At 47.3% G+C, this 24,817-nt stretch carries 36 protein-coding genes and 2 pseudogenes; 32 read left to right on the forward strand and 6 right to left on the reverse strand.

Going from position 1 to position 24,817, the window contains the following annotated elements; all coding sequences use genetic code 11:
- The 11 genes and pseudogenes from Q0460_RS02030 to Q0460_RS02080 form a co-directional block, all read left to right on the forward strand.
- A partial coding sequence (locus tag Q0460_RS02030; RefSeq protein WP_299084241.1) for a hypothetical protein occupies positions 1 to 314 on the forward strand: 314 nt, incomplete at its 5' end.
- 61 nt (positions 315 to 375) lie between these two features.
- Positions 376 to 942: a molybdenum cofactor guanylyltransferase gene (locus Q0460_RS02035; RefSeq protein WP_299084244.1), complete on the forward strand. Its 567-nt coding sequence runs from the start codon at positions 376 to 378 to the stop codon at positions 940 to 942.
- Positions 932 to 2,056, forward strand: a complete 1,125-nt coding sequence (locus Q0460_RS02040; protein WP_299084247.1) for a phospholipase A — start codon at positions 932 to 934, stop codon at positions 2,054 to 2,056. The genes Q0460_RS02035 and Q0460_RS02040 overlap by 11 nt, the downstream gene beginning before the upstream one ends.
- A gap of 153 nt (positions 2,057 to 2,209) precedes the next feature.
- Positions 2,210 to 3,136, forward strand: coding sequence for a branched-chain amino acid transaminase (locus Q0460_RS02045; protein WP_299084250.1), 927 nt, complete (start codon positions 2,210 to 2,212; stop codon positions 3,134 to 3,136).
- Positions 3,137 to 3,144: 8 nt separating this feature from the next.
- Positions 3,145 to 4,224: an SPFH domain-containing protein gene (locus Q0460_RS02050; protein ID WP_291938638.1), complete on the forward strand. Its 1,080-nt coding sequence runs from the start codon at positions 3,145 to 3,147 to the stop codon at positions 4,222 to 4,224.
- A gap of 290 nt (positions 4,225 to 4,514) precedes the next feature.
- Positions 4,515 to 4,832: pseudogene (hisI, locus tag Q0460_RS02055) on the forward strand (phosphoribosyl-AMP cyclohydrolase); the annotation flags it as partial.
- Positions 4,833 to 5,114: 282 nt separating this feature from the next.
- On the forward strand, positions 5,115 to 5,525 hold the full coding sequence (locus tag Q0460_RS02060) for a phosphoribosyl-ATP diphosphatase (RefSeq protein WP_299084614.1): 411 nt from the start codon (positions 5,115 to 5,117) through the stop codon (positions 5,523 to 5,525).
- Between the two features lie 238 nt (positions 5,526 to 5,763).
- A complete protein-coding gene (locus Q0460_RS02065) occupies positions 5,764 to 6,654 on the forward strand; it encodes an NTF2 fold immunity protein (protein ID WP_299084254.1) in 891 nt (296 codons plus the stop codon).
- Between the two features lie 123 nt (positions 6,655 to 6,777).
- The gene (locus Q0460_RS02070) at positions 6,778 to 6,909 is read left to right on the forward strand and encodes a hypothetical protein (RefSeq protein ID WP_299084257.1); all 132 of its coding nucleotides are present in this window, start codon (positions 6,778 to 6,780) and stop codon (positions 6,907 to 6,909) included.
- 82 nt (positions 6,910 to 6,991) lie between these two features.
- Positions 6,992 to 7,378 carry a hypothetical protein gene (locus tag Q0460_RS02075; protein WP_299084260.1) on the forward strand — a complete coding sequence of 129 codons (387 nt, stop codon included), beginning with the start codon at positions 6,992 to 6,994 and terminating at the stop codon, positions 7,376 to 7,378.
- Between the two features lie 133 nt (positions 7,379 to 7,511).
- Positions 7,512 to 8,039, forward strand: a complete 528-nt coding sequence (locus Q0460_RS02080) for a hypothetical protein (protein ID WP_299084263.1) — start codon at positions 7,512 to 7,514, stop codon at positions 8,037 to 8,039.
- Between the two features lie 174 nt (positions 8,040 to 8,213).
- On the opposite strand, the gene Q0460_RS02085 is transcribed toward Q0460_RS02080, so the two are convergent.
- The gene (locus Q0460_RS02085) at positions 8,214 to 8,546 is read right to left on the reverse strand and encodes an AraC family transcriptional regulator (RefSeq protein WP_367178649.1); all 333 of its coding nucleotides are present in this window, start codon (positions 8,544 to 8,546) and stop codon (positions 8,214 to 8,216) included.
- A 165-nt stretch (positions 8,547 to 8,711) separates the two neighbouring features.
- Between Q0460_RS02085 and Q0460_RS02090 the strand changes: the two genes are divergently transcribed.
- A complete protein-coding gene (locus Q0460_RS02090; RefSeq protein ID WP_299084266.1) occupies positions 8,712 to 9,857 on the forward strand; it encodes an iron-containing alcohol dehydrogenase in 1,146 nt (381 codons plus the stop codon).
- A 469-nt stretch (positions 9,858 to 10,326) separates the two neighbouring features.
- Here Q0460_RS02090 and Q0460_RS02095 read toward each other — a convergent pair whose 3' ends face one another.
- Together Q0460_RS02095 and purM are read right to left on the reverse strand one after the other, a co-directional pair.
- Positions 10,327 to 10,686 carry an Imm10 family immunity protein gene (locus Q0460_RS02095; protein WP_299084269.1) on the reverse strand — a complete coding sequence of 120 codons (360 nt, stop codon included), beginning with the start codon at positions 10,684 to 10,686 and terminating at the stop codon, positions 10,327 to 10,329.
- 44 nt (positions 10,687 to 10,730) lie between these two features.
- Entirely contained in the window at positions 10,731 to 11,714 is a 984-nt protein-coding gene (purM, locus tag Q0460_RS02100; protein WP_299084272.1) for a phosphoribosylformylglycinamidine cyclo-ligase, read from the reverse strand.
- A 73-nt stretch (positions 11,715 to 11,787) separates the two neighbouring features.
- Between purM and coaE the strand changes: the two genes are divergently transcribed.
- The 3 genes from coaE (at position 11,788) to dapF (ending at position 14,507) form a co-directional block, all read left to right on the forward strand.
- Positions 11,788 to 12,462, forward strand: a complete 675-nt coding sequence (gene coaE, locus Q0460_RS02105) for a dephospho-CoA kinase (protein ID WP_299084275.1) — start codon at positions 11,788 to 11,790, stop codon at positions 12,460 to 12,462.
- Between the two features lie 68 nt (positions 12,463 to 12,530).
- On the forward strand, positions 12,531 to 13,451 hold the full coding sequence (locus Q0460_RS02110; RefSeq protein WP_299084278.1) for a tetratricopeptide repeat protein: 921 nt from the start codon (positions 12,531 to 12,533) through the stop codon (positions 13,449 to 13,451).
- 177 nt (positions 13,452 to 13,628) lie between these two features.
- Positions 13,629 to 14,507, forward strand: coding sequence for a diaminopimelate epimerase (dapF, locus tag Q0460_RS02115; RefSeq protein ID WP_299084281.1), 879 nt, complete (start codon positions 13,629 to 13,631; stop codon positions 14,505 to 14,507).
- A 695-nt stretch (positions 14,508 to 15,202) separates the two neighbouring features.
- Here dapF and Q0460_RS02120 read toward each other — a convergent pair.
- The 3 genes from Q0460_RS02120 to Q0460_RS02130 all read right to left on the reverse strand — a co-directional run bounded on the left by Q0460_RS02120 (position 15,203) and on the right by Q0460_RS02130 (position 17,367).
- Complete coding sequence (locus tag Q0460_RS02120; RefSeq protein ID WP_299084284.1) at positions 15,203 to 15,349, reverse strand: hypothetical protein; 147 nt, start codon at positions 15,347 to 15,349, stop codon at positions 15,203 to 15,205.
- A 267-nt stretch (positions 15,350 to 15,616) separates the two neighbouring features.
- On the reverse strand, positions 15,617 to 15,952 hold the full coding sequence (locus Q0460_RS02125; RefSeq protein WP_299084287.1) for a hypothetical protein: 336 nt from the start codon (positions 15,950 to 15,952) through the stop codon (positions 15,617 to 15,619).
- An 83-nt stretch (positions 15,953 to 16,035) separates the two neighbouring features.
- The gene (locus Q0460_RS02130; RefSeq protein WP_299084290.1) at positions 16,036 to 17,367 is read right to left on the reverse strand and encodes a hypothetical protein; all 1,332 of its coding nucleotides are present in this window, start codon (positions 17,365 to 17,367) and stop codon (positions 16,036 to 16,038) included.
- Positions 17,368 to 17,646: 279 nt separating this feature from the next.
- On the opposite strand from Q0460_RS02130, the gene rpsJ reads away from it, so the two are divergent.
- From rpsJ to rplF, 17 genes and pseudogenes are all read left to right on the forward strand, one after another.
- Complete coding sequence (gene rpsJ, locus Q0460_RS02135; RefSeq protein WP_005869011.1) at positions 17,647 to 17,958, forward strand: 30S ribosomal protein S10; 312 nt, start codon at positions 17,647 to 17,649, stop codon at positions 17,956 to 17,958.
- An 11-nt stretch (positions 17,959 to 17,969) separates the two neighbouring features.
- Positions 17,970 to 18,548: a 50S ribosomal protein L3 gene (rplC, locus tag Q0460_RS02140; RefSeq protein WP_299084293.1), complete on the forward strand. Its 579-nt coding sequence runs from the start codon at positions 17,970 to 17,972 to the stop codon at positions 18,546 to 18,548.
- Positions 18,545 to 19,159: a 50S ribosomal protein L4 gene (gene rplD, locus Q0460_RS02145; protein WP_005869006.1), complete on the forward strand. Its 615-nt coding sequence runs from the start codon at positions 18,545 to 18,547 to the stop codon at positions 19,157 to 19,159. The genes rplC and rplD overlap by 4 nt, the downstream gene beginning before the upstream one ends.
- 1 nt (position 19,160) lies before the next feature.
- Positions 19,161 to 19,442 (forward strand): 50S ribosomal protein L23, encoded by a 282-nt coding sequence (locus Q0460_RS02150; RefSeq protein ID WP_297960294.1) that lies wholly within the window; start codon positions 19,161 to 19,163, stop codon positions 19,440 to 19,442.
- A 1-nt stretch (position 19,443) separates the two neighbouring features.
- Complete coding sequence (gene rplB, locus Q0460_RS02155; protein ID WP_297897660.1) at positions 19,444 to 20,274, forward strand: 50S ribosomal protein L2; 831 nt, start codon at positions 19,444 to 19,446, stop codon at positions 20,272 to 20,274.
- 2 nt (positions 20,275 to 20,276) lie between these two features.
- Complete coding sequence (gene rpsS, locus Q0460_RS02160; RefSeq protein WP_005869002.1) at positions 20,277 to 20,558, forward strand: 30S ribosomal protein S19; 282 nt, start codon at positions 20,277 to 20,279, stop codon at positions 20,556 to 20,558.
- Between the two features lie 9 nt (positions 20,559 to 20,567).
- Positions 20,568 to 20,879 (forward strand): annotated as a pseudogene (gene rplV, locus Q0460_RS02165) (50S ribosomal protein L22); the annotation flags it as partial.
- Positions 20,880 to 20,900: 21 nt separating this feature from the next.
- Complete coding sequence (gene rpsC / locus Q0460_RS02170; protein WP_005868997.1) at positions 20,901 to 21,596, forward strand: 30S ribosomal protein S3; 696 nt, start codon at positions 20,901 to 20,903, stop codon at positions 21,594 to 21,596.
- 2 nt (positions 21,597 to 21,598) lie between these two features.
- Positions 21,599 to 22,024, forward strand: a complete 426-nt coding sequence (gene rplP / locus Q0460_RS02175) for a 50S ribosomal protein L16 (RefSeq protein ID WP_005868996.1) — start codon at positions 21,599 to 21,601, stop codon at positions 22,022 to 22,024.
- Entirely contained in the window at positions 22,011 to 22,193 is a 183-nt protein-coding gene (gene rpmC, locus Q0460_RS02180; protein ID WP_005868995.1) for a 50S ribosomal protein L29, read from the forward strand. The genes rplP and rpmC overlap by 14 nt, the downstream gene beginning before the upstream one ends.
- A gap of 9 nt (positions 22,194 to 22,202) precedes the next feature.
- Positions 22,203 to 22,454, forward strand: a complete 252-nt coding sequence (gene rpsQ / locus Q0460_RS02185; protein WP_005868994.1) for a 30S ribosomal protein S17 — start codon at positions 22,203 to 22,205, stop codon at positions 22,452 to 22,454.
- A complete protein-coding gene (gene rplN / locus Q0460_RS02190) occupies positions 22,454 to 22,822 on the forward strand; it encodes a 50S ribosomal protein L14 (RefSeq protein ID WP_005868993.1) in 369 nt (122 codons plus the stop codon). Before rpsQ ends, rplN begins: the two co-directional genes overlap by 1 nt.
- On the forward strand, positions 22,822 to 23,055 hold the full coding sequence (rplX, locus tag Q0460_RS02195) for a 50S ribosomal protein L24 (RefSeq protein ID WP_005868992.1): 234 nt from the start codon (positions 22,822 to 22,824) through the stop codon (positions 23,053 to 23,055). The genes rplN and rplX overlap by 1 nt, the downstream gene beginning before the upstream one ends.
- A gap of 2 nt (positions 23,056 to 23,057) precedes the next feature.
- Positions 23,058 to 23,603 carry a 50S ribosomal protein L5 gene (gene rplE, locus Q0460_RS02200; RefSeq protein WP_291938590.1) on the forward strand — a complete coding sequence of 182 codons (546 nt, stop codon included), beginning with the start codon at positions 23,058 to 23,060 and terminating at the stop codon, positions 23,601 to 23,603.
- A 1-nt stretch (position 23,604) separates the two neighbouring features.
- A complete protein-coding gene (locus tag Q0460_RS02205) occupies positions 23,605 to 23,790 on the forward strand; it encodes a type Z 30S ribosomal protein S14 (protein WP_005868990.1) in 186 nt (61 codons plus the stop codon).
- Positions 23,791 to 23,799: 9 nt separating this feature from the next.
- Entirely contained in the window at positions 23,800 to 24,195 is a 396-nt protein-coding gene (gene rpsH / locus Q0460_RS02210) for a 30S ribosomal protein S8 (protein ID WP_177387632.1), read from the forward strand.
- A 77-nt stretch (positions 24,196 to 24,272) separates the two neighbouring features.
- Positions 24,273 to 24,809, forward strand: coding sequence for a 50S ribosomal protein L6 (gene rplF, locus Q0460_RS02215; protein WP_299084297.1), 537 nt, complete (start codon positions 24,273 to 24,275; stop codon positions 24,807 to 24,809).
- Positions 24,810 to 24,817 lie beyond the last annotated feature (8 nt).

Here is a 24,817-nt window from a genome sequence, read left to right on the forward strand (position 1 = left end):
AAATTTTAAAATATATGAAAGCTCATTACGAAAAGGATTTTGCTAAAGTAAGCGAGCGCGATTTAGCGGCTTTTATCGAGGCAAATGCAGTGCTGGATACCGACCGCAAACTCTCGCTGTATAAAAAGCCGAGCCTTTACGATCCGCATTTTAGCGAGATTATGAAGCTTTACGCAAGCGGCATGCGAGTCTACGATATCTGGAAGACGCTTAAAGCCAAATATCCAGAACTAGCCAAGCTTCAGGCGCCGAGCCTTTATCAGTTCATCGCAAACAACGCCCTTGGCAAAGCCAAATATATGCAAAAAGACTGATATGCCCGCGCTTCTTTCAAATTTTACTTTCAAATTTAAAATTTCGCCGCGATAAAGATCGATGAAAGCCGGTGAAATTTCGATGAAAACCTGCGTCATTCTCTGCGGCGGCAAAAGCTCGCGTTTCGGCAGCGACAAAACGCTGTTTCCATTCCGCGGGCATCCCAGCATGACGCACTTTCTTTTCTCGCGCCTAAGCCGCGAGTTTGAGCGGGTTTTCGCCTGCGCCAAAAGCTCTAAATTTAACCCGCCGCTTCCTATGATATACGACGAATTTGAGGAATTTTCGCCGATGGGCGCGCTGTATTCGGCGCTGAAGCCATTTAGCGGCGAGCGCATTTTTATCATCCCCGCCGATATGCCATTTGTAGAAATTTCCACCATTCGCGCTCTTAGCGAGCAGGAGGGGCAAATTTGCGTGGCGGGCGACGAAGCGCATAGACACAGCCTGTGCGGATTTTTTGATGCGGATCTCGCTCCGCGCGCGCTTGAGCTCTACCGCGCGAAAGAGCATAAGATCGGCGCGCTCATCGGATCTGCAAATTCCAAAGTGCTAAATTTCAAAAACAAAGAGCAGTTTTTAAATATAAATTATCAAAACGATTTAAAGGGCGTAGATGAAATTTAAAGCTTTAGCGTTCGCGCTTTGCGCCATAAGCCTAGCCGCGCAAGATCTCTCCGAGCTATACGCAAAGGCTAGCGAGTACGAGGCCAAGGGCGATTACAAAAACGCGATGATCTATTACAAAAAGATCGCCGCGGCAAGTCTAGCGGAAAGCGGCGAAAAGTCGCGCCGAAATTCAGCAAAAAATTCTACCTCGTCCGCAGAAAACCGCGCTTCGCACGATGATACCGCCGTTTTAAGCTCTGCTGAGTCGCAAAATTCTTTCGCACAAAATTCCGCCGCGCCAAATTCCACTTCGTCAAATTTCGCAGACGCAAACTCGGCTGCGTCAGACTCCGCGTCAAATTTAAAATCATCAAATTCCGCCTCGCTCTCGCAGAATTCCACTGCGTTGGATTCCGCGCCGCAAAGCGAGCAAAATGACCGAAATTTTGGATTTTTAGGGCTTAAATACTACGAGCCGATCTATATGCTCTTTACCCACGATTTTAGCAAAAAGCCCGATCGCAAGGCGGATGAGCTGCATTTTGAGTTTAGCTTCGAGCGGCCGATTGCCTACGACGCGCTGGGGCTTGGAGAGAAAATTTCATTCGCTTACGCGCAAAATTCCTGGTGGCAGATCACGCAGGATAGCGCGCCTTTCCGCGAGAGCAACTATCGCCCCGAGCTCTACGTTAGCGCGCCGGTGCCGTTTGCGGACGAGCTAAAGATAGGCGCCATGCACGAGTCAAACGGCAAGGGCGGCGAGGAATCGCGCTCATGGAATAGGCTCTACGCGCAAAGCACGTGGAGTACGGACGGATTTTCGATCACCCCCAGAGCCTGGTATGCGTTTTGGCTGGACCGCACGAATGAGGACATCGCGGATTATATGGGCTACGGCGATCTGCGCGCGTCATACACCTTCGGCAAGCAGCGACTTAGCGCTCTATGGCGAAATAATCTACATTTTGACGGCAGTAACCGCGGCGCGATCGAGCTGAACTACAGCTTTCCGATCTTTAATAGCGGATTTTACGGCTATCTACGCTACTTTAACGGCTACGGCGAGAGCCTAGCGGACTACAAACGCAGCGTCAATAAGATCGGCATCGGGCTTTCGTTCGTGGAATTTTAATGCCATCTGCACCGAGTTGCGAGCTAAATTTGAACTCACGATTCGTTGTGCGTCTTAAAATCGCATCAAATTTCAACCGCTTTTAAATTTCTTAGAAATTAATATTGTTTTAGCTAAAATCGCAGATTAAATTTTAAACAAAAGGATCAAAAAATGGCACAAATTCAAGAGGCCGAACTCATCTGGAAAGACGGCAAACTAATCCCATGGGCGGAAGCTACTACTCACGTTTTGACGCACTCTTTGCACTACGGAAATGCCGTATTTGAGGGCGTACGCGCCTATAAGACCGACAAAGGCTACGCGATTTTTCGCCTAGACGAGCACACTCGCAGGTTTGAAATTTCGGCAAAACTCTGTCTAATCAAGCTTCCGTTTAGCTTCGAGCAGCTTCGTCAGGCCCAGATCGACGTCGTCGCAAAAAACCGCTTCGATCAGACCGTCTATATCCGCCCGCTAGCGTATTTCGGCTACGGCTCAATGGGCGTTTCGTCCAAGGACTGCTCGGTAAACGTCATCGTCGCAGCGTGGCAATGGGGCGCGTATATGGGCGAAGAGGCGCTACGCAAGGGCATCAAAGCCAAAATTTCATCGTGGATAAAGCCTGCGCAATTTTCGATGATGGCAAAAGCCAAGGCGAGCGCGAATTATTTCAACTCGCAGATGGCAAATTTTGAGGCGGTCGATGCGGGATACGATGAGGCGATACTACTCGATCCGCAGGGCTTCGTCGCGGAGGGTCCGGGCGAGTGCCTATTTATCGTAAAAGAAGGCGTCATTATCACTCCGCCGAACGACACCAGCCTAGAGAGCATCACTCAAAATTCAGTCATAGAAATCGCGCGCAGCCTGGGCTACGAAGTCCGCAGAGAGCGCATCGCTCGCGATCAGCTCTATGCCGCGGACGAGGCGTTTTTTACCGGTACCGCCGCGGAGGTCACGCCGATTAGCAACATCGACGGCAGGATCATCGGCAAGGGCGAGATGGACGAGATCACGAGCCGCTTGCAAAAGGCCTATTTCGCCGTCGTCACGGGCAAAGACCCAAAATTTGAGCACTGGCTCACATATGTTAAATAAGGACACGCATGCCTGCGGATTTAAATGATTATTTTAATAAGAAAAATGGCGACAAAAAAGGCGGGAATTTAAATTTTAAAATTCCTAATTTTGGAGGAATGGGCAAGTTTAGCGGCGTGATTTACGCGATAATCGCGATAATAGCGCTGCTCGTGATCTCAAAACCCTTCGTCACGATCCAATCCGGCGAAGTGGGGATCAAGTCAAATTTAGGCAAATACGATCCGACGCCTCTTGGCGCGGGACTTCACTTTTTCGTGCCGTTCATACAGGACGTATTCGTCGTAGATACTCGCACGCGTATCATAAACTACACTAGCAGCGAAGATATGAGCGCGGGTATCGCTACTAAAAGCGGCACCGCTGGCGGTATCATTAGTAAAAACTCGCTTTCGGTGCTAGACTCGCGAAATTTGCCCGTCAGCATCGACATCACCGTACAATACAGGCTCAATGAAGCCACGGCGCCCAACACGATCGCTGAGTGGGGCTTTTTGTGGGAGGATAAGATCATCGATCCGCGCGTAAAGGACGTCGTGCGCAGCGTCATCGGCAACTATGCCGCCGAGGAGCTGCCTACTAAACGCGACGAGATCGCTAAAGCGATCGACGACGGCATCCGCAAAAATATCGAAGCACTGCCGAATTCGCCCGTAGATCTGCTAGCTGTGCAGCTTAGAGAGATCATCCTGCCGGCGAAGGTAAAGGAGCAGATCGAGAGCGTGCAGATCGCCAAGCAGGAGGCCGAGCGCACCAAATACGAGGTCGAGCGCGCAAACCAAGAAGCGCTTAAAAAGGCGGCTCTTGCCAAAGGTAACGCCGACGCCGTCAAAATCGAAGCTCAAGGTCGCGCCGATGCCGCTAAGATCGAAGCTGACGCGCAAGCTTACGCCAACAAAGAGGTCGCAAAGAGCCTCGATGCAAATCTTTTAAGCCTCAAGCAGATCGAGACGCAAGCTAAATTTAACGAGGCGTTGCGCGAAAACAGCGACGCAAAAATTTTCCTAACGCCGGGCGGCGCGGTGCCTAATATCTGGGTCGATACGAAAGATAAGGCGAAGCAAAGCGCCATCGAGCGGGAAAATTAAAATTTCAGGCGGTTATGCGCCCCGATTTCGCGAACTAAATTTAATAGCGAATTGCTCTGGGCGCATAAGCTTAACTCTCGATTTTGCGAGCTAAACTTAACAGCTAGCGCGAAAGCTCGTGACGAGCAGAACTCGCGCCCGTCGCAGCTTAAACCTAGCGGTCGCTTAAATTTAGCCGCTAGGCTTGTCCTTTAAATTTACGAGGCGCGCCGCTTCGTAAATTCATAACTCAAATTCCGCGTGCGGCGGCTAAATTTAAGGCGCGCGACTTCGCAAACTAAGGATCAAAGATGAAGGTAGATTGGCAAAAATTAGGCGGGCTGCTCCCCGCGATCGTGCAAGATGCGGGCGATGGCGCGGTTTTGATGCTCGCGTATATGAACGAAGAGGCGCTAAGCCTGACGCTGCAAACGGGCTACGCGCACTACTTCTCGCGCAGCAAGGGGCGCATCTGGAAAAAAGGTGAGAGCAGCGGTCACGTTCAGCTCGTAAAATCCGCCTTTTTGGACTGCGACAACGACGCGCTGCTACTTAAAGTCGAGCAGTGCGGCGGATCCGCCTGCCATACGGGCTCGCGAAGCTGCTTTTTCAAAGAGATTTCGCTGCAAAAATGCGGCGAAAATGTGGGGGGCTCGAGTGCTTGCGGCGCGATAAATTTTGCAGAGCACGGCTCTGCAACCTCTCTCATGCAGAAAAATTTCGCTAATTCTCGCACAGAGCAGAATTCCGCTTCCTGCGACGGCTTGCAGAATTTAACGCCCAAAAATTCTACCGATTCCTGCGGTGAGCAAAATTCCGCAATGCAAAGCCCCGCCGCGACGAATTCCGCGTTCATAAATTCCGCCGCAGAGCGCAGCACTCAAAATTTAGACGCCGCCGCGCAAAATTCTATGCTCAAAAACTCCACAGAAAAAAGCCCATGCGGCATTTTGGACGAAATTTATCACGTCTGCTTAGATCGCAAGCTAAACGGCGAGTCCGCGCTCTCCTACGTCGCCTCGCTCTACGCGAAGGGCGAAAACGCCTATCTCAAAAAGATCGCCGAGGAGGCGTGCGAGTTCGCGCTGGCGTGCAAGGACCTCTCGCGCAGCGAGCTTTACGCAGACGTCGCGCGTGAGGGCTTCGGCGAGCACAGAGCGGGAGAGCCGCGATACGACGTGATTTACGAGGGGGCGGATCTTTTATTTCACCTTCTGCTCGCACTTGGGGCGCACAATATCCACCCGGATGCCCTGCTTGACGAGCTAGCACGCAGACAAGGACAAAGCGGCATCGAAGAGAAGCGGCATCGCGAAAAATAATGCGTAAAATTTAATCACAAAAGCACCTTTTCCGCTCGCGCGCTTTGCGCGGCGAGCTCAATTTAAAAAGTCTTGCCGAAATTCTGTGCCGAATTTCAACGACGAAAGTATATTTCAACCGCGCTATTGCCGTAAAATTTAATCGCGCTGCGCGTGCAAATCCGCGCGTAAATTTAAGCGCCTTGCGCAGATCGTAAAATTTCACTAAAATTTTAAAATCAAATTTAAAGGACAGATGATGAGGCAGATCACGATGCAGGAGGCTTTGGACGCGGTTAGCGAGCGCTACTGCAAAGGCCATCACTACGAAAACGTAGCGCTAAGCGATGAGATGGTGCGCCGCATCTGCGAGGTAAAAAGCCTCGTAAATATGGGCTTTATAGGCACAGCGATTACGGATGCGGCGCTGCAGCATCTAGCCACGCTGCCGAAGCTTGCGTATCTGTTTTTACAAGATAGCGATAAGATAAGCGGCGAGGGGTTTAGATACTTTGCGGAACACGCTAAGCTCGAGCACATCGGTATCGAAAACGTCAGCATCACGGACGAGGGGCTAAAAGCGATCGTGCAAATCCCGAAGCTAAAATCGCTGCGCCTGGTCAATTCGCGCGTGAGCTTTGCGGGGCTGCTAGCCGCGGCGGATACCAAAATCCAGTTTTATCTAGACGGCGGGCGCTTTAGCAAGGAGCAGATTGCGGAATTCGAGCAGGCGCAAAGAGACGCCGCAAAGAGTAAAAAGAAGCTTGATCCAGATGACCTGGCGGCGGCGCGGAGTGTGCTTTTAGAATTTTTCGCGGCGATGAGCGAGTGGGAGAAATTTGCCACATCGCGAATTGATGATGCGGACGACGGCGAGGTGCAGCGCAGATGCGACGAGCTCTTTGCGCGCTACTGCACGCCCGTTAGGCGCAGCGGCTTCCGCCCCGAGGGCATTTCGTTTTCGATGATGGAGGGCGGCACCTACGGCGGGTACGAGCTAACGGACGCCGAATGCGAGAGCAAAAATAAAATTTACATCTACGCCAAGGACGAACACGGCTTTGCGCGCCGCTTCCTGCTCGTGCGCAAGGACGGGCGCTGGCTCGTAGACAGATGCCAAGGCATGGACGGCAAAAACCGCGGGCTGTAAATTTGAGCGCAAAATAGGCTTTAAATTTCATTCTCGGCGCGATCGCAGAGATAAAATTTAGCCTGCTGCGGGCACTGTGATAAAATTTCATCGGCGCTGCGAAAACAAATATAAAGAGGGCAAATGGACGGTAAAATTTCTGCGTACGACGCGCACGGCGATCAAAGAAAGGCGCGAATGAAAAGGCGAATTTTCTCCGAGCTGGGCGGCTTCGTGATAAAGGGTCCTCGCGCTGCTAGCGCGCTATCTGGATGAGCACGGGCTTGCGAACGAGGACGTTCTTGCTTATTTTACGCAGACCGAGCACGGGGGCGCGGTCACAAGAGAGGGCATTGCGGTGCCGATATTGGGCGTTCGCAGCGATTATTACGATTTTTCGGTTACTGCGGGCGAGGCGGATGAGGAAATTTTTAATCAAAACGGAGTGAAAATCATCTCTCGCGGCTGGATTTTTCACTCATCAGGCATGCTAAAGATCGCAGGCATCGGCTATTTTAAAGATATGAGCCGCATTAGCGAGCAAAACAGCCTAAGCTTTAAGCTAAAGCGCGGTCGGTACCGCTTGGAAATTTTAGGCGGATACCGAAGCGCAAATTTTAGCTGCTCGCCCGCCTCCTGCGACGATACGCCTATTTTAAGTGATACGCCCGTTTTTCATCTGCGGCTTACGCCTTCTGCCGAGCCTAAATTTAGCGGCGATTTGGAAACGTCATTTTATTTTTAGCCGAATTTATAAAATTTCGCGCAAAATTTCTCTTTTTATGCGCGGCGGACAGGCAAAATTTTATAAATTTAGCCGCATTTAACCGCTGCGCCGAGTAAGATGCTATAATCGGCGCCAAATTACGGGAGGCGAGATGGTTTTTGACGAACTTATAGACGCGCTGGCGCAAAACGGCTGGCAGATACGGAGCAGGGATGAAATTTGCCCGCCGCAAAGCGAATTTTTGGGCGGCAGATTTAAAAATTTAAGCGAAGATTTTTACCGCTTCGTTTGCTCTTTTGAGACTTTGCATGACGCTGCGGACGCCGTTTGGTTCGTATCCGCCAGGGATTATGCGTCGTCAGGCGCAGACGAGGCGGAATTTCACTACGGAGATTTTGAAAAAGACAGCCTGGAGTGCGCGGCTAACGATGCGGAAAGAGCCGCCGTGAGCGCGTTTTGGAGCGGGTGCTTGCCGTTTTTGTTTTCGGTCAGGGGCGAACGCTGCTTCGCGGGCATCCTCACGAAGGGCGCAGACGCGGGCAAGATCGTATTCGGCGCGGAACCGATCTATGAGGATGCCCTGGTCATCGCGCAAAACTTTGAGGAATTTATCGCTCTTTTCCTCGCCGCACTCACGGACAAAAGCGCCGCGAAATATCCGCTTTCTTGTTTTGCGTAGCAGCATGCGATGCGAGTAAAGCGGTACTGCGAGCGCGAGTAAAACAGCGGCGGAGTGCGAGACACAAATTTTAGACTCACGCAAAATCTGCGCCGTAGATCATATCGGAGAGCAAAATTTCGCTCGATATTTAGAGCAAGACGCGGGGAAAAACGGCGCCGCAAATTACACGAACTACGGAAGTCTGCCCGCGTGGCTTTGCCCTTCTATCTCCTTGAGTGCCTCAAGAATATCCTCGCTTTGAAATTTAATGCTTACCGATAGAAACGGACAGTGCTCTACTCGCCCCAAAAGCGGCAGGTCGCTTGCGCAAAGTAGGAATTTTTGCGTATCGTAGCGATACTGTTTGCCGCTAAATTCCACCATTTTACCGCCGCGCAGGCACAAGTATACGCTAGGCTCATAGATCGTCGCGATGAAGTCCGAGGGCTCGCTTTGACGGTAAAAGCTGAGCGCCTCTATAGGCGTCTGAACGTGTCCGTAGGCGGGATATAGCTGATCTGCGATCTTTGCGGCGTCTTTTAAATTTTATCTACTTCGTTCATGCTCTCCTTTAAATTTACTCGGGTTATACTTAAATTTGCACGATTAGGCAAGGAATTTGGACCATCGTGCTACCGCAAAATTTTAAAAAAGGCTATAATTTAGTCAACTTTATTTAAAGGAGAGAAGATGACAGATTTTAGTTTTTGCAACTCCGTGAGGATAGAATTCGGCAAGGATAAAGAAAAGCATATCGGGCAGTACATGAAGGAAGCGGGTGCGAAAAAGGCTCTCGTGCTATACGGTAGCGAACGCGTGCGAAAGAGCGGGCTGATGGACGTGGTGGAGAGCAGCTTAAAGGCAAACGGTATAGAATTTGCGCAGCTTGGCGGCATAAAATCAAATCCCGTGCTAAGCAAGGTAAACGAAGCAATCAAGCTCGCCAAAGAATTTGGCGCCGATAGCGTGCTCGCTGTCGGCGGCGGAAGCGTGCTGGACTCGGCGAAAGCCGTAGCCGCGGGCGCCTGTTACGAGGGCGACGTGTGGGATTTTTTTACCGGCAAAAGCCCGAGCGTCGCGCTTAAAATTTTTGATATCATCACCCTCGCCGCGACGGGCTCAGAGATGAACTGCGGCGGCGTGGTAACCAAGGAGCAGACCAAGCAAAAATACCCGATCAGCGCGCCGTGTCTATACCCGAAAGCCTCGGTCATAAACCCGCAGCTGCAAGCAACCGTCAGCCGCGAGTATCTCGTATATAGCGCGAGCGACATCGTCGCCCACAGCATCGAGGGGTATTTTACCGCTAGCATCCATCCGGACATCGTTCGAGCCTATATCGAAGCCAACATCAAAACCGTCATCCGCACGACCGAAATTCTGCTTGCAGATCCGAGCGATTACGATGCGCGCGCCGAGTTTGCATGGGCTGCTACGATGGCGCTAAACGGACTAACCTACGTGGGCGTGGGCGGCTTCGGCTATCCAAACCATATGATAGAGCACGCGATGAGCGCGGTCGTGGACTGCGCGCATGGAGCCGGTCTTAGCGTGGTAATGCCTGCGTGGATGAGGTGGTATAAGGATAGGAATTTAAGCGCGTTTGAGCGTTTCGCGCTTGAGATTTTCGGCCTTAAAAGCGCGGATGAAGGCACCCTGGCGCTTAAGGCGTGGTTTGATAAGATCGGCACGCCGACTAGCTTGGCACAGCTCGGTATCGAAGGCAAGGTGCTAGACGAGGTCATAGACGTAGCTGCGACAAACGCCAAAGCATGGAATATGGCGGAGCTCTACAGCCGCAAAAATATCGCTAAAATTTTAGATTTTGCAAAATAAGGCGCTAGTGCATAGATAAAATTTTAAACAGAAAGGGCGAGCGATCGCCATTTATTGAAAGAGGCAGACGGCAGTGTGGACGCACTAGTGATCGCCCTTTCTAAAAAAAAAACAAGCGGCTGCGCGGATAGCTAGATGATCATTTGCATCTCTTAAGTCCGCGAGGCTTGCTGTAAGAGGGCAGGGGCGACAAGCGGCGCGTCTAAATTTAAAGCGCGGGCAGCTGCAGATAGAGCGTTAAATTTAGCTATGTTTGGAAGGGTAAATTTTGCCACATAATACTTGCACCGAATTTGATGCGCAAATCTCGCAATAAATTTTACTCCGGCGCGAAGTTTTATCGCGTTTAATGGCTTTGCTTAAACGCTCTTGTCTCGTGCTATTTAAAATTCGCTCGTTAAATTTTAATTTCGGCTTTATATTTGTGATTGCGAAATTTGCTTTTGCGTGCCGTTAGGCACATTTAAATTTACCCCTCGATGCTGAGCAGATCGCCGAAAATTTCTTTACAATACTGCATGAAGCGTTTGGGAATTTTGACTCCGCTGATATCAACGGTGATGACGCTATCTTGGACTTCAAAAACGATAAGCTCGCTAGTGATTTTCACTGCCTTGCAGCCGTTATAGCATACGTCGCCATTGCACTCTGCGTATAAGCCGTTGTGCGGCGCGTCTGCGTCCTCGTATCGCCCGAGCTTGATCGGTCTTTGGAAAAGCAGATAGTTTTTATAGTCGTACCTGTCGTCCGCAAGGCCTATCATATAATAATTCTCGGCGCTGTTTTTGGAGGCGATCGCAATACCTGCTTTAAAATTTAGTCTAAACATAAATTCTGCTTTGGCAAAAAACGGCAAATTTTACCGCTTCAAATTTACACGAGCTGTGCGCCCCCGCCTTTTACGACCTCGCCGATGACGTAGCCGTCGGTATTTGCTAGTACGAAGTCCGCGTTTTGCTTCGGCGCTACGACGATCATGCCTATGCCCATATTAAACGTCCTCATCATCTCTGCGGACTCCACTTTTTGCGCGATGATTTTAAATATCTCAGGCGTGCGAATTGCGGCGCGATCAATCTTTGCGCCAAGCCCCTCCGGAAATACTCGCGGCAGGTTTTCTACTATGCCACCGCCCGTGATATGTGCGAGCGCTTGGATCTTGTCTTTTAAATTTAAAAAGTCGCCGACGTAAATCCTGGTCGGCTCTAAAAGCACGTCGATGAGCGCGCGACCGCCGATTTTCTCGTCAAATTTTAGCCCTAGCTCGGCGATTACTTTGCGCGCGAGCGAGAAGCCGTTTGAGTGCAAGCCGCTGCTAGGAAGCGCGATGAGTACGTCGCCTTCGCGGACAAATTTAGAGCGGTCGATCTCGTCCTCTTCGGCGATACCCACGGCAAAGCCTGCAAGGTCGAAGTCGCCCTTTTCATACATCGAGGGCATCTCAGCCGTTTCGCCGCCGATAAGCGCGCAACGCGCGAGCTTGCAGCCCTCGGCTATGCTTTTTACGACCTCTTTGGCATCCGCGATCTCGAGCTTTGCCGTCGCGTAGTAGTCGAGGAAAAATAGCGGCTCGGCGAAGTTACAGATGAGGTCGTTCACGCACATCGCGACGAGGTCCTGGCCGACGCCGTCAAATTTGCGCGCGTCGATCGCGAGTCGCAGCTTTGTACCCACGCCGTCGGTAGCGCCTAGGATCGCGGGCTTTTTGTAGCCAGCAGGCAGCCTTACCGCACCCGAAAACGATCCGATACCGCCTAAAACGTGCGGAGTTTGCGTCGCTTTTACGAACGGTTTTATTGCGTTTACGAAGTCATTTCCCGCGTCTATATTGACGCCCGCGTCTTTGTAGCTTATCAAATTTTATCCTCCAAGATGGTATAATTTCGCAGATTTTAGCTAAAATCGAATAAAAATGCTATAAAGGCTCACCTTGAAATTTAAACACGCAGTCGTCATCACAGGCAGTATTGGTAGCGGCAAGAGTGCGGTTTGCGAGCTGCTTCGTGATCGCGGATTTGAGATAATCGACGCTGATAAGATCTCACACTTCGTCATTGATCGCTGCGCCGCGCAGGTAGCTGAAATTTTCGGAACGCAATACGTCATGCAAAAAGACGCACAGGCTAGAAATTTGAGTTCGCATGTGGAATTTGACGATAGCAGAGATGAGGAAAATTTGACCGATTCTTGCGCTTTTGTGGACCGCAAAAAACTAGGTGAACTGGTATTTAAAAACCCTGCGGAATTGGCAAAGCTAGAAGCTCTACTGCATCCGAAGATAACGGCTGAAATTTTATCGCAGGCGCAGGCTTTGGAGGCGAAAGGAAAGCTTTATTTCGTTGATATTCCGCTATTTTTTGAGGGCAAGAGGTATGAGTTTTTTGATAAAGTAGCGGTCGTTTATGCGCCTAAAGATACGCTAATTTTGCGCGTGATGAAGCGAAACGGGCTGGATCGCGCCGCTGCAACGCACCGCGTGGAACTGCAAACGGACATAGAGCAAAAGCGCGACATGGCGGACTTTGTGATAGATAATAGCAGAGATCTTGCCGCGCTTAAGGCTGCGGTGGAGAGATTTTTAAAAGAGCTAAAAGATAAAATTTAGCCCTTTACGCGAGAGCTCGTAAAATTTCTACGCGAATTAAGATGAGACTAAAAATAAAGGAGAAGACGATGATGGTCGGTAGCCGCGCCCAAAAGGGCGCTAAATTTCAAAATTTTAAAAGCACACCGCTTAAAGAGCGGTTGAAATTTACGGCGCGAGCGGTTTTGCTCTCTGCGTTGTTTGCGACGGGCGCTACGGCGGAGATCGACGATCTAAGGAAGGGTTGCGCCGCGGGGAGCGAGATGGATTGTAAAAAGCTAGGCCGCGTGATAAATGAGCTGCAGCGCAACTGCGACGCCGGCGGCGAGGAAAACGCGCTAGACTGCGCAAATTTGGGCTATGCATACGACTCAAATAGAAGCTTCAAGCAGGCCGCGCGCTATTACGACAGGGCGTGCAAGCTCGGCGAGCAGAAGGGCTGCGTCTATTTGGGGCTGCTCTACAACGACGGGCAGGGGGTGGCGCAGGATCGCAAGAGGGCGAATGAGCTTTTTAGCGATGCTTGCAAGAAAAACAGCAGCGAGGGGTGCGCGAGCCTTGCATACAACTATAAAAAGGGGCTCGGCGTCTATCCCGACGTGAAAAAGGCGATCGAGCTTTTAATCAAGGCTTGTAAGATGGGGCAGGTAGAGGCGTGCCATAACCTAGGGCTTAGCTACGTTCTTGGCGACGGCGTGAAAAAAGACGCGGACAGGGCTAGGACATTTTTTACGAGGGCTTGCGAGCAAGGACACGCGGATTCGTGCGTAAATTTAGGCGTTACGTATTTTAAGGGCGACGGCGGGCAAAAGGATCACGCGCTTGCTGCGAAGTATTTTAGCGAGGCGTGCGAGAAAAGCGATGAGCCGCTAGCCTGCTCAAATTTAGCGTATCAATACGAAAAGGGCTGGGGCGTAGCGAAAGATAAAAAGAGGGCGCGCGAGCTTTATGAAAAGGCTTGCAAGCTCGGAAGATTTGATGCTTGCGAGCATTTAAAGGCTATAAGGTAGGTTCTAACATCAAGCGCGAAAAACGCATAACAAAATGGGCTCACGAAAGAAAATGCGTTAGTAAATTGAGCCTTAGTAAAGCCTATAAATAAGCGATGCACTTAAATTTAGATAGAAGTAAAATTTTAATAAAGCGTTAGTGAGCGTTAGTAATTTTAAAAATTTGCGAGGTAGATTATGAAAATTTCAAAATATAATGCGAGCGGAAATGATTTCGTAATATTTACGGATTCGGTTAAGGCGGATAGATCCAAGCTAGCGCGTGAGCTATGCGATAGGCGCGATGGAGTAGGCGCCGACGGGCTCATCGTCGTGCTACCGAAATTTAACGGTATCGAGGGGATAAACTTTGAGTGGGAATTTTACAATAGCGACGGCAGTAGCGCCGATATGTGCGGCAATGGCTCGCGCGCGGTATGCATGTATGCGTATGAGAATTTTTTGGCCGCGCAGAGTATGAAATTCCTAAGTGGCGCAGGCGTAATTAGCGGCGAAATTTTCGGTATTTTCGGCGGAAATTTGAGCGAGAGCATGCGCGGCGAGCTACGCAATGTAAGCTTCGGCGAGATTTTCAATCTGCGTCCTAACGCTCACGCGTTAGTAGCTAACGTCGAGGTAATGTTAACTCGTCCTAAACGCCTTGGCGAAAGCTTTGAGGAGGCAGGGCTAACGTGGTATTTTTATAACACAGGAGTGCCGCACTTGGTAACTTTTGTTAGCGATTTAAATGAGTTCAATGCCGCGCTAGCCCGTGATCTGCGCGAAAAGTATAACGCTAACGTTAATTATGCGTTAGTTCAAAGCCGCCTCGCAAGCAAAATTTTAAAAGTGCGCACCTTTGAGCGCGGCGTAGAGGCAGAAACTCTCGCATGCGGTACGGGGATGGCAGCATGCTTCATCGCAGGCGTCGAAAATATAGGGCTAGCTCCCCACATCCGCGTGATACCTGCAAGCGGCGAAATGCTAAATTTGCGCTTAGGAGATGGAGGTAAAATTTACTTTCGCGGCGACGTTAGGCATACTTTCGATGGCGAATTTATCGGATACGTAGAGTAGACAGGGTGAAATTTCGAGCCAGTTTGCGCGAGAATTCGTGAAATTTTTGAGTGCGATTTACTCAAAATTTCGCTTTTCGCTCCGTTTTATAAAATAATAAATTCGCAATACAGCCTTGGAATTTTAAAATTTTATGATGATGAAATTTTGGAATTTACAAGGTATGGTTTGCGTAATAATTTTAATTGCGAAGTAAAATTTGCCGCTTCGCTGCAAAATTTAATTCCTAAATTTCGGAATTTTATGAAATAAAATTTTAAGATTTCAGCGTGCGGAATTTTACTACTAAGTTTGAAATTTTTTGATTGAATTCTGCACTTGTATTGCGCCAATTTAGGCTTCTGCGGAAGTTAAGCGTTATAGCGTTATAAAATTTACGCTCTAACCCGCTCATTTGGTTTATAATTTTTGCTGCCACCGCAAAAAATCCGCCTTGTTCGCACAAGTGAAATTCCGCCACTGATAGCAGAAGGCGCTACATCAAGCGCAAATCCTCGGCGCGGATAAAATCTGTCATTGACGATAAAAGCTAGATTTATCGATACGGCAATTCTTGAAGCGCGGTAGAATTCGCTAACGACGATAAAAGCATAGTGCAGTTACGGTGAAATTTAAAATTTGCACCAGCCGAATTCCGCCGCGCCGTCATTTTGTCGTTTAAATTTTAAATTCCATCCGCGTCGGTTTCGCCGAAGCTAGGCATAAAGCCTGATGATTAACTCTCTAGCGAGCGCTAAAATCACGACGAAGATTGTAAATTTTAATAAAGATTTTTGTTGTATCGTGACGAGCATAGCGATGCCAAATAAAACGAGCGCAATGTCTAAAAATGTATCTTTCATACGCTTAATTGAAATTTAATCAAAATGCTAAGTATGATAAGAAGTATTATAAAGCGCAGGATTGAGCGCATGGAGGATAGGTCGCCGAATTCTTTGTCATATTCCTTTTTTACCTCCCACTCAGCTTTCCAGGCGAACATTTTTACTATAAAATCCAGCATTTTCATCTCCTTTTTTAAGGCTAGTCGCATAAAAAATGAAATTCTATCGCGCTACGTGAAATTAAAGAATTCTATCTAATCGGCGCTTAAAATTTTTAATTTTGGGCTATTTGTCGGCGTTTTGGACGAGAGTTTTTTCGTATTTTTCGATAAAGCTTCGCCCTGCCTCGCATAGGCGGTAGATGAAAATCTTCGACGCCTTGCCTGCATCAAGCCCCGTATCCTTAATGCTTTCGCGCTGCAGATAGCCCCAGTTTTTATGGATGATGTCAAGAGTCGATTTGATCGAGGTGTAGTTGCGCCCACTCGCAGCTGCGAATTCGTTCACGGGCCTCATAAACTCCGCATCGCTTTGCTTATTGCGACACAAAAGCCCATCTTCGCCTTGCGATTCGACCAGTTTTAGCGTTTCATAAATGAGTTTATCTTTTAATTTGATCATCGGCTTTCCCTTATGTAATTGATATGAGTTTACCAAAATTATATCATAAAATTTGTATTTTTATGATATGGGATGTCAATAAATCAGAAGCTAAGCGCGAATTCATGAAACGGCACAACATCGCAGCGGATACCCTCAATCTCGAGCCTACCGGAGTTTGCCATAGACACAACTTTTAGACTTGTGACGCCGAGTTTTTTTAGCACGCTTAAAATTTTGCGGAATTTTAAAAAGATAATGTCTGCGTCGCTGAATGGGATGACGAGAACCCCCATCTTTAGAGCAGGCAGGTAAAAATCCAGCTCTTTTGTGTAAAAAATCGGCGTATTTAGCCCCAAAAGCTCGCAGAAAAGGACGTTGGCAAATTTTTTCGAGAAGTCCTTTTTGCTCGTTAAAATTTCGCGCATATTAAAATGCGAAAAATATAATTTTTTTGCGCGCGCGGGCTCGCCAGCTTTGCTTAAAAATCTGATGAAATTTTCCCGCTCAAGCTTGGCGATAGTGCCGTATACGGCGTCTTTGGAGATCTTGATGCGCGGCTTTAGCGCGGTGTAAATTTTATTTGCACTAAATGCAGTGTGAACGAAGCTTAGGCACTCTTTGAGGATTAAAATCTCCGTGCGGCTAAAGTTTGCCGCAAGCAGCCTCTGCTCGAATTCTAAAATTTCAGCGGGCGCTATGAAGGGGTTTTTTGCGCCGCCACCTTGGGCTAAAAACGCCGAAATCATCGAGTTTATCTCGTTGTGGCGCTTGTCGAAGGCGATAAATTCTTCAAACGAAAGCGGCAAAAGCTCAAGCCGCTCAAAGCCCGGCAGGATCAACTCTTTATCGCGCGTAGAAATTATAAAGCGCTTTAAATTTAGCCCCCCAGCGAAGCTTTGAAGCGATGAAATTTCAAAATCGGCGCTACTAAAATTATCTAAAAAAAGCGATAAAATTTGCTCGTTGGCGGCTAAAAATTCTTTGATCTCGTGGAAGAAATTCTCGCTCCTATTTTTTGCGCTGTAGAACTCCATATTTCTTGCGTTGTTTGAGCCATTTGCGCTTGCGTTTTTTGTATCTGTATTTTTTACGGCGGCGCGATAAAATTTATCTATATCCGAAATATCCGCGCCAAGTGTAGCTTCTCTACTTATTTCATATCCATTTGCTGCGCTAGCCTTTGTATTGTCCGCACTATTTCTAGCCACAAAAATTCCATCATTCGCCACCGCCTCTTCAAGGCGTAGATCGGCTAAATTCAGGTACAAAATTTCATCTTTTTTAAGTTCCGAAATTTCATTTTTCAGCACGGCGCTTTTGCCGGAATTTAGCACTCCGTAGATTATGGTTTTGGGCGAGTCTATACCTCTTTTGCGCGGGATAAAAGCCGTAAATTCCGGCGGATTTTCGTAAAAAAATTTTAGATCATTCATAGTGGATATTTTAAAATTTTCCTTATTAAAAGGAAATAAATCTGAAAAATCCTATGAAATTTTTATATCTATTTTAAATTTATCCAAAATTTTTGTATTGAAAATTTCCGACACTCCAAAAATTTTCGAAATTCTATATATTTTTCCTTATTAAAAGGAAATATTTCCATAAAATTTGGCTATTTTCTTGACAAAGCTGGAGCGCTTTTATATAATGTGCATCTTTTGTTTGAAACAAAGGGTCGCGCGTTGCGACAAGTTCTTTATTAAGGAAAAGTGATGCAAAAAATTAGGTTAAAACTCAAGGCTTATGACCATCGAGTTTTAGATCGCACAGTTTCGGCTATCGTTGAAGCCGTGAAAAGAACAGGTGCGGACGTCAGAGGTCCCGTGCCGATGCCTACGAAGATTAAACGCTACACCGTTTTAAGATCTCCGCACGTAAATAAAGACTCCAGAGAGCAGTTTGAGATGAAAATTCACGCTCGTATGCTAGACATCGTAGCGGCTACGCCAGATACGGTTGATTCGCTAACTAAGCTTGATTTGGCTCCGGAAGTCAACGTCGAAGTTCACGCGATGGGCAAATAAGGGGTAAAACAATGGAATATATTGTAGAAAAAATAGGTATGAGTAGGACGATCGACACGAGCAGCACGCCCGTGACGCTTTTACGACTTATCAATACCAAAATTTGCGAAGTTTGCGATGAGAAAAAAGCTATCGTAGCCTACGCAGAGGGCAAAGCGTATAATAAAGCTATCGCTGGAATTCAAAAGAAATACAGTCTAAGTAAGGAATTTAATAAATTTGCAACTCTAAGCTTAGAAAATGCCGAGCTTGGCGATCAAAATTTAGATGTTTTGAACGAGGCTAAGATCGTCAAAGTAAGCTTTAAATCCAAGGGTAAAGGTTATCAGGGCGTTATTAAGCGCCATGGCTTTGCGGGCGGTCCTGCAGCGCACGGTAGCCGCTTTCACCGAAGACCGGGCTCGATCGGTAACTGCGAGTGGCCGGGTCGCGTTCAGCCTGGCATGAGGATGGCGGGACACACTGGAAATGAAACGATCACTGCCAAAAACGAAGTCGTAAGCTTTGATGCCGAGAATAAAATTTTGGTGCTTAAAGGCTCGGTTCCTGGATTTAACGGCGCAATGGGCAGAATAAGGATAGTAAAATGAGTAAAGTAAGCGTGCTTAACGAAAAACTGGAAAAAGCAAGCGAAATTGAAATCCCTGCGAAATTTTCGGAAGTCAATTCGCACAATCTATATTTGTACGTCAAATCTTACCTTGCTTCGCTTCGTGCAAATACGGCTAACGCTAAAACTCGCGCCGAGGTTAGCGGCGGCGGTAAAAAGCCATGGCGACAAAAGGGCCGCGGTGGCGCACGTGCGGGCTCAACCAGAACTAACGTCTGGGTAGGCGGCGCGGTCGCATTCGGTCCGACTAACGAGCGAAACTATGAGCAGAAGGTCAATAAAAAGCAAAAACGACTTGCGCTGGAATTTGCTATCAATGAGAAGGCAAACGAGGGTAAAATTTTTATCTTTGACGATTTGGAGCTAAAAAGCGGTAAAACCAAAGATGCAGCAAATTTTATTAAGAAACTAGGCGTTAGAGATGCACTGATCGTTAAAAACGAGCTGGACGCGCAAACTCTTTTGGCCTATAGAAATCTTAAGAATTGCTATGTCATCGATGCAAGCGAGGTCAATGCTTATCTAATCGCAGTTTACGGCTCGGTCGTATTCGAAAAAGCGGCATTTGAATCAATAGTGAAAGAGGACTAAAATGGCAGATATAACAGATATCAAAACGATCCTTTATACGGAAAAGTCTCTCGGTCTTCAAGAAAACGGCGTGGTCGTTATCCAAACTAGCCCGTCGGTTACGAAAAACGGACTAAAGAGCGTTTTGAAGAACTATTTCGGGATCACTCCGCTAAAGATAAATTCTTTAAGACAGGACGGCAAAGTAAAAAGATTTAAAGGCAGAACTGGCGCTAGAAACGATGTGAAGAAATTCTACGTCAAACTACCTGAGGGCGCAAGCCTAGAAAGCGTGGAGGCGTAAAATGGCGATTAAAACTTATAAACCGTATACTCCAAGTAGAAGATTTATGACGGGGCTTAGTAGCGAGGATATCACTGCAAAAGCTAGCGTTAGAGGTTTGCTTGTTAAAATTCCTGCCGCAGCCGGAAGGAACAATAACGGTCGCATTACCAGTCGCCATAAACAAGCCGGAGCAGCTAAACTTTATAGAATTATCGATTTTAAGCGAAATAAATTCGGCGTTGCTGGCAAGGTCGAGGCGATTGAATACGATCCGAATCGCAACTGCCGTATTGCGCTGATCTCATACGCAGACGGCGAGAAGCGCTACATTATCAAGCCTAACGATCTTAAAGTGGGCGACGTAGTAGCTGCTGCCGAGGGCGGATTAGATATTAAGCCGGGCAACGCTATGAAGATGAAAAATATCCCTGTAGGTACCATCCTACACAATATCGAGTTAAAACCTGGCAAAGGTGCTCAAATGGCACGTAGCGCAGGAGGCTATGCTCAGCTTATGGGTAAAGAGGAAAAATACGTCATTTTACGTCTGCCTAGCGGTGAGATGAGAAGAGTGCTCGCAGAGTGCATGGCCAGCATCGGCGTAGTGGGTAACGAAGAGTGGGCAAACGTCGTCATCGGTAAAGCCGGACGTAATCGCCATAGAGGTATCCGCCCTCAAACCAGAGGTTCTGCGATGAACCCGGTCGATCACCCGCACGGCGGTGGCGAGGGTAAGAAAAACTCCGGTCGCCATCCGGTAACTCCGTGGGGTAAACCGACGAAGGGCTATAAAACTCGCCATAAAAAAGCGAGCGATAAGCTTATAATTTCAAGAAGGAAAGGAAAATAAAAATGGCTAGATCGCTAAAAAAAGGTCCTTTCGTAGATGATCACGTAATGAAAAAAGTCGTTGCGGCAAAGAAAGCCGGCGATAACAAACCGATCAAGACTTGGTCGAGGCGAAGCACGATCGTGCCTGAGATGATCGGACTTACGTTTAACGTTCATAACGGAAAGAATTTTATCCCGGTTTATGTGACCGAGCATCATATCGGTTATAAATTAGGCGAGTTCGCTCCTACGCGCACTTTCAAGGGCCACAAAGGCTCCGTGCAGAAAAAGATCGGCAAGTAAGGATAGAATATGAGTAAATCAACTATTAAATTTGTTCGTCTTTCGCCGACAAAAGCAAGACTTATCGCGAAGCAAATTCAAGGCATGAATGCGGAATTTGCCCTTGCTACTTTGGAATTTACGCCTAATCGCGGCGCAAAATATATCGCTACGGCGATTTCAAGTGCGGTCGCAAACGGCGGCTTTGAGCCTGAAGAGGTCGTAGTTACCAGCTGCCGAGTGGATGCAGGTCCGGTGCTTAAGAGATTTCGTCCGCGCGCCAGAGGTACGGCTAGCCGTATCCGCAAGCCTACTTCGCACATTATCGTCGAAGTAGCAAAACCAAGTAAGAAGGAAGCGTAAATGGGACAGAAAGTAAATCCGATCGGTTTAAGATTAGGAATTAATCGAAATTGGGAGTCTAGATGGTTTCCTTCTAAAGCGACGCTTTCCGAGAGTATCGGCGAGGATTACAAGATCCGCAAATTTCTAAAAGCTAAGCTTTATTATGCGGGAATTAGCCAAATTCTTATTGAAAGAACGGCTAAGAAAATTCGCGTAACGATCGTAGCCGCAAGACCGGGTATCATCATCGGCAAAAAAGGCGGCGAGGTCGAAAATTTAAGAAGCGAAGTCGTTAAGCTAGTCAATAAAGACATAGCCATCAATATCAAAGAGGAGCGCAAAGTAGGCTCGAACGCACTTTTGGCTGCAGAAAACGTAGCCATGCAGCTAGAGCGCCGCGTTGCATTCCGCCGCGCTATGAAAAAGGTCATCCAAGGTGCTCAAAAAGCAGGCGCAAAGGGAATTAAAATTTGCGTCGCAGGTCGCTTGGGCGGTGCGGAAATGGCTAGAACCGAATGGTATTTGGAGGGACGCGTTCCGCTTCATACTCTAAGGGCTAGGATCGATTACGGCTTTGCCGAAGCGCATACGACCTACGGTAATATCGGCATTAAGGTTTGGATCTTTAAGGGTGAAATTTTACAAAAAGGCATCCAGGCTGAAAAGACCGATGATGCGCCTAAAAAAACACGCAGACCAAGAAGAGGTAAATAGTTATGTTGATGCCAAAAAGAACAAAATACCGCAAGATGATGAAAGGTCGCAATCGCGGCTACGCAACGAGAGGAAATTCCTTGACGTTCGGCGATTTCGGTATCAAAGCGGTAGAGGCGGGTAGGGTAAATTCTCGCCAGATCGAAGCGGCTCGTGTCGCGATGACGCGCTTCGTAAATCGTCAAGCTAAAATTTGGATTAAGGTATTCCCAGATAAACCGCTTACCAAAAAGCCTCTACAAACTCGTATGGGTAAAGGTAAGAGCGGCGTAGAAGAATGGGTAATGAATATAAAACCGGGCAGGATCATTTTCGAGATGACCGGCGTTAGCGAAGAGGTTGCTAAAGAGGCGCTTATGCTTTCGATTCATAAACTACCTTTTAAAACGAAAATCGTAAGTAGGGAAAGCGAAAATGAAATATACTGATTTGAAAGATAAAGATTTGGCTGAGCTAAATTCTATGTTGAAACAAAGTAAGTTGCTTTTATTTACGGCTAGACAAAAGCTAAAAACTATGCAGCTAAGCAATCCTAACGAGATTCGCGCTATCAAAAAAGATATCGCTAGAATCAACACCGCTATTAAAGCGAAATAAGGATAGGTTATGGCATTTAAAAGAGAAATTCAAGGCGTAGTCGTAAAGAAGGCTGGCGATAAAACAGCTACCGTTTTGGTAGAGCGAAGGGTTATGCACCCTAGATATAGAAAGATCGTAAAAAGATTTAAAAAATATCTGATCCACGATGAAAACAACGTCGTAAAGATTGGCGACACCATATCTGCGATCGAGTGCAGACCGCTAAGCGCTAGAAAATCGTTTCGCTTAAAAGCGGTTTTGAAAACAGGAGTTGAATAATGATACAGAGTTTTACCAGACTTGCGGTAGCTGATAATAGCGGCGCAAAAGAACTTATGTGTATTAAAGTTTTGGGCGGCAGCAAAAGAAGATATGCTACAATCGGCGATATCATCGTTTGCTCTGTAAAAAAAGCGCTCCCTAACGGCAAGATTAAGCGCGGTCAAGTAGTAAAAGCCGTAGTCGTTCGTACGACTAAAGAGTTGCACAGAGGCAACGGCTCACTAATTAGATTCGATGAGAACGCAGCCGTTATTTTGGATTCAAAAAAAGAGCCGATCGGCACTCGTATTTTCGGTCCTATCGGTAGAGAGGTCAGATACGGCGGTTTTATGAAGATCGTTTCGCTGGCTCCGGAGGTTTTATAATGGCAGTAAAATTTAAGATTAAAAAGGGCGATCAAGTAAAGATCATTGCAGGTGACGATAAGGGCAAAACAGGCACCGTTAAGGCTGTGTTTCCTAAAAAAGCTCAAGTTATCGTCGAGGGTTGTAAAATGGCTAAAAAGGCTATCAAACCAACCGAGCAAAATCCACAAGGCGGCTTTACGAGCAAAGAGATGCCGATGGATATTTCAAACGTTGCGTTGGTAGAGGGTTGATTATGAGCAGACTAAAAGATAAATACGCTAATTCCATCAGAGCTGCTTTGCAGAAAGAATTTGATATAAAAAATCCTATGCTTATTCCAGCACTTGAAAAAATCGTTATCAGCGTAGGAACGGGCGAATCGAGTAAAGATCAAAAAGTGCTTCAAAATATGGCCGATACTATCTCGCTGATCGCAGGTCAAAAAGCGCTTATCGTCAATGCAAAAAAATCGGTTGCCGGCTTTAAAGTGCGTGAAGGTTTCCCGGTAGGCATAATGGTTACGTTACGAAAGGAGCAGATGTTCGCCTTTCTAGACAAACTGATCTCTATCGCGCTTCCTAGAGTTAAGGATTTCCGAGGACTACCTAGAACGGGCTTTGACGGACGCGGCAATTATAACTTCGGTTTACAAGAGCAGCTGATGTTCCCAGAGGTCGAATACGATCAAATTTTAAGAACTCACGGTATGAATATAACCGTCGTAACGACTACAAATAACGATAAAGAGGCATTTAAATTGCTAGAGCTATTCGGCATGCCTTTTGCAAAAGGAAAATGATATGGCAAAAAAATCAATGGTAGCCAAGGCGAAACGCCCTGCTAAATTTAGCACTCGCGCATATACCAGATGTCAAATTTGCGGTCGTCCGCACTCCGTTTATAAGGATTTTGGAATTTGTCGCGTTTGCCTTCGCAAGATGGCAAATGAGGGCTTAATCCCAGGTCTAAAAAAAGCAAGCTGGTAAGGAGAAGAGATGATTAACGATCTTATTTCAGATGGACTAACTCGCATCAGAAATGCTGCGATGCGAAGGCTAGATACAACTAAGCTTTTTCACTCAAACGTCGTTGAGGCTATGCTTAAAATTTTAGCCGAGAAGGGCTATATCGAGAGCTACAACGTAGTAGAGGAAAATAATAAAAAGATCATCAACGTAGTGCTTAAATACGACGAAAAGGGCAAAAGCGTAATAAACGAAGTTAAAAGAATTTCGACTCCGGGTCGCCGCGTCTATCAGGGCAAAGACGAAATCAAGCGCTTCAAAAACGGCTACGGAACCGTCGTCGTTAGCACAAGCAAGGGCGTTATGAGCGGTATCGACGCGCACAAAGCGGGCGTCGGCGGCGAAGTGCTTTGCACGATCTGGTAAGAAGTTTCTACTTTTTATGGCATTGTGGTATCCATTCGTAAAAGTAGACATACCCTAGACAAATAAAAAGGAAAATTATGTCAAGAATTGGTAAAAAACCGATCTCTATTCCAAACGGAGTTGAGGTCAAGATTGACGGCTCGTCGTTAAAATTTAAAAAATCGAATAACGAAAAAGAGCTTGATTTAAAAGGTCATGTCGATGTAAAAATCGAAGACGGAAAGATAGAATTCTCGCCTAAGGGTGAGGATAGACAGAGCAGGGCGTATTGGGGAACATACCGCGCTTTAGCCAATAATATCGTCCTTGGTCTTACCGAGGGCTTTTCAAAACAGCTTGAAATCAACGGCGTCGGCTACAGAGCTGCGATGAAGGGCAAGGTGCTTGAGCTAAATTTGGGCTTTTCGCATCCGATAAATTTTGAATCTCCAAAGGGAATCGAAATTTCTGTAGATAAAAACGTCGTAACCATCAAAGGCGACGACAAGCAGCAAGTAGGTCAAGTAGCAGCCGAGATCAGAGGATTCAGACCACCTGAGCCGTATAAGGGCAAAGGCATCAAGTATCTTGAAGAGCATATCATCCGCAAAGCCGGAAAAACAGCTAAGAAATAAGGGTTGAG

The sequence above is a fragment of the uncultured Campylobacter sp. genome (assembly GCF_937980635.1).
Taxonomy (GTDB): domain Bacteria; phylum Campylobacterota; class Campylobacteria; order Campylobacterales; family Campylobacteraceae; genus Campylobacter_B.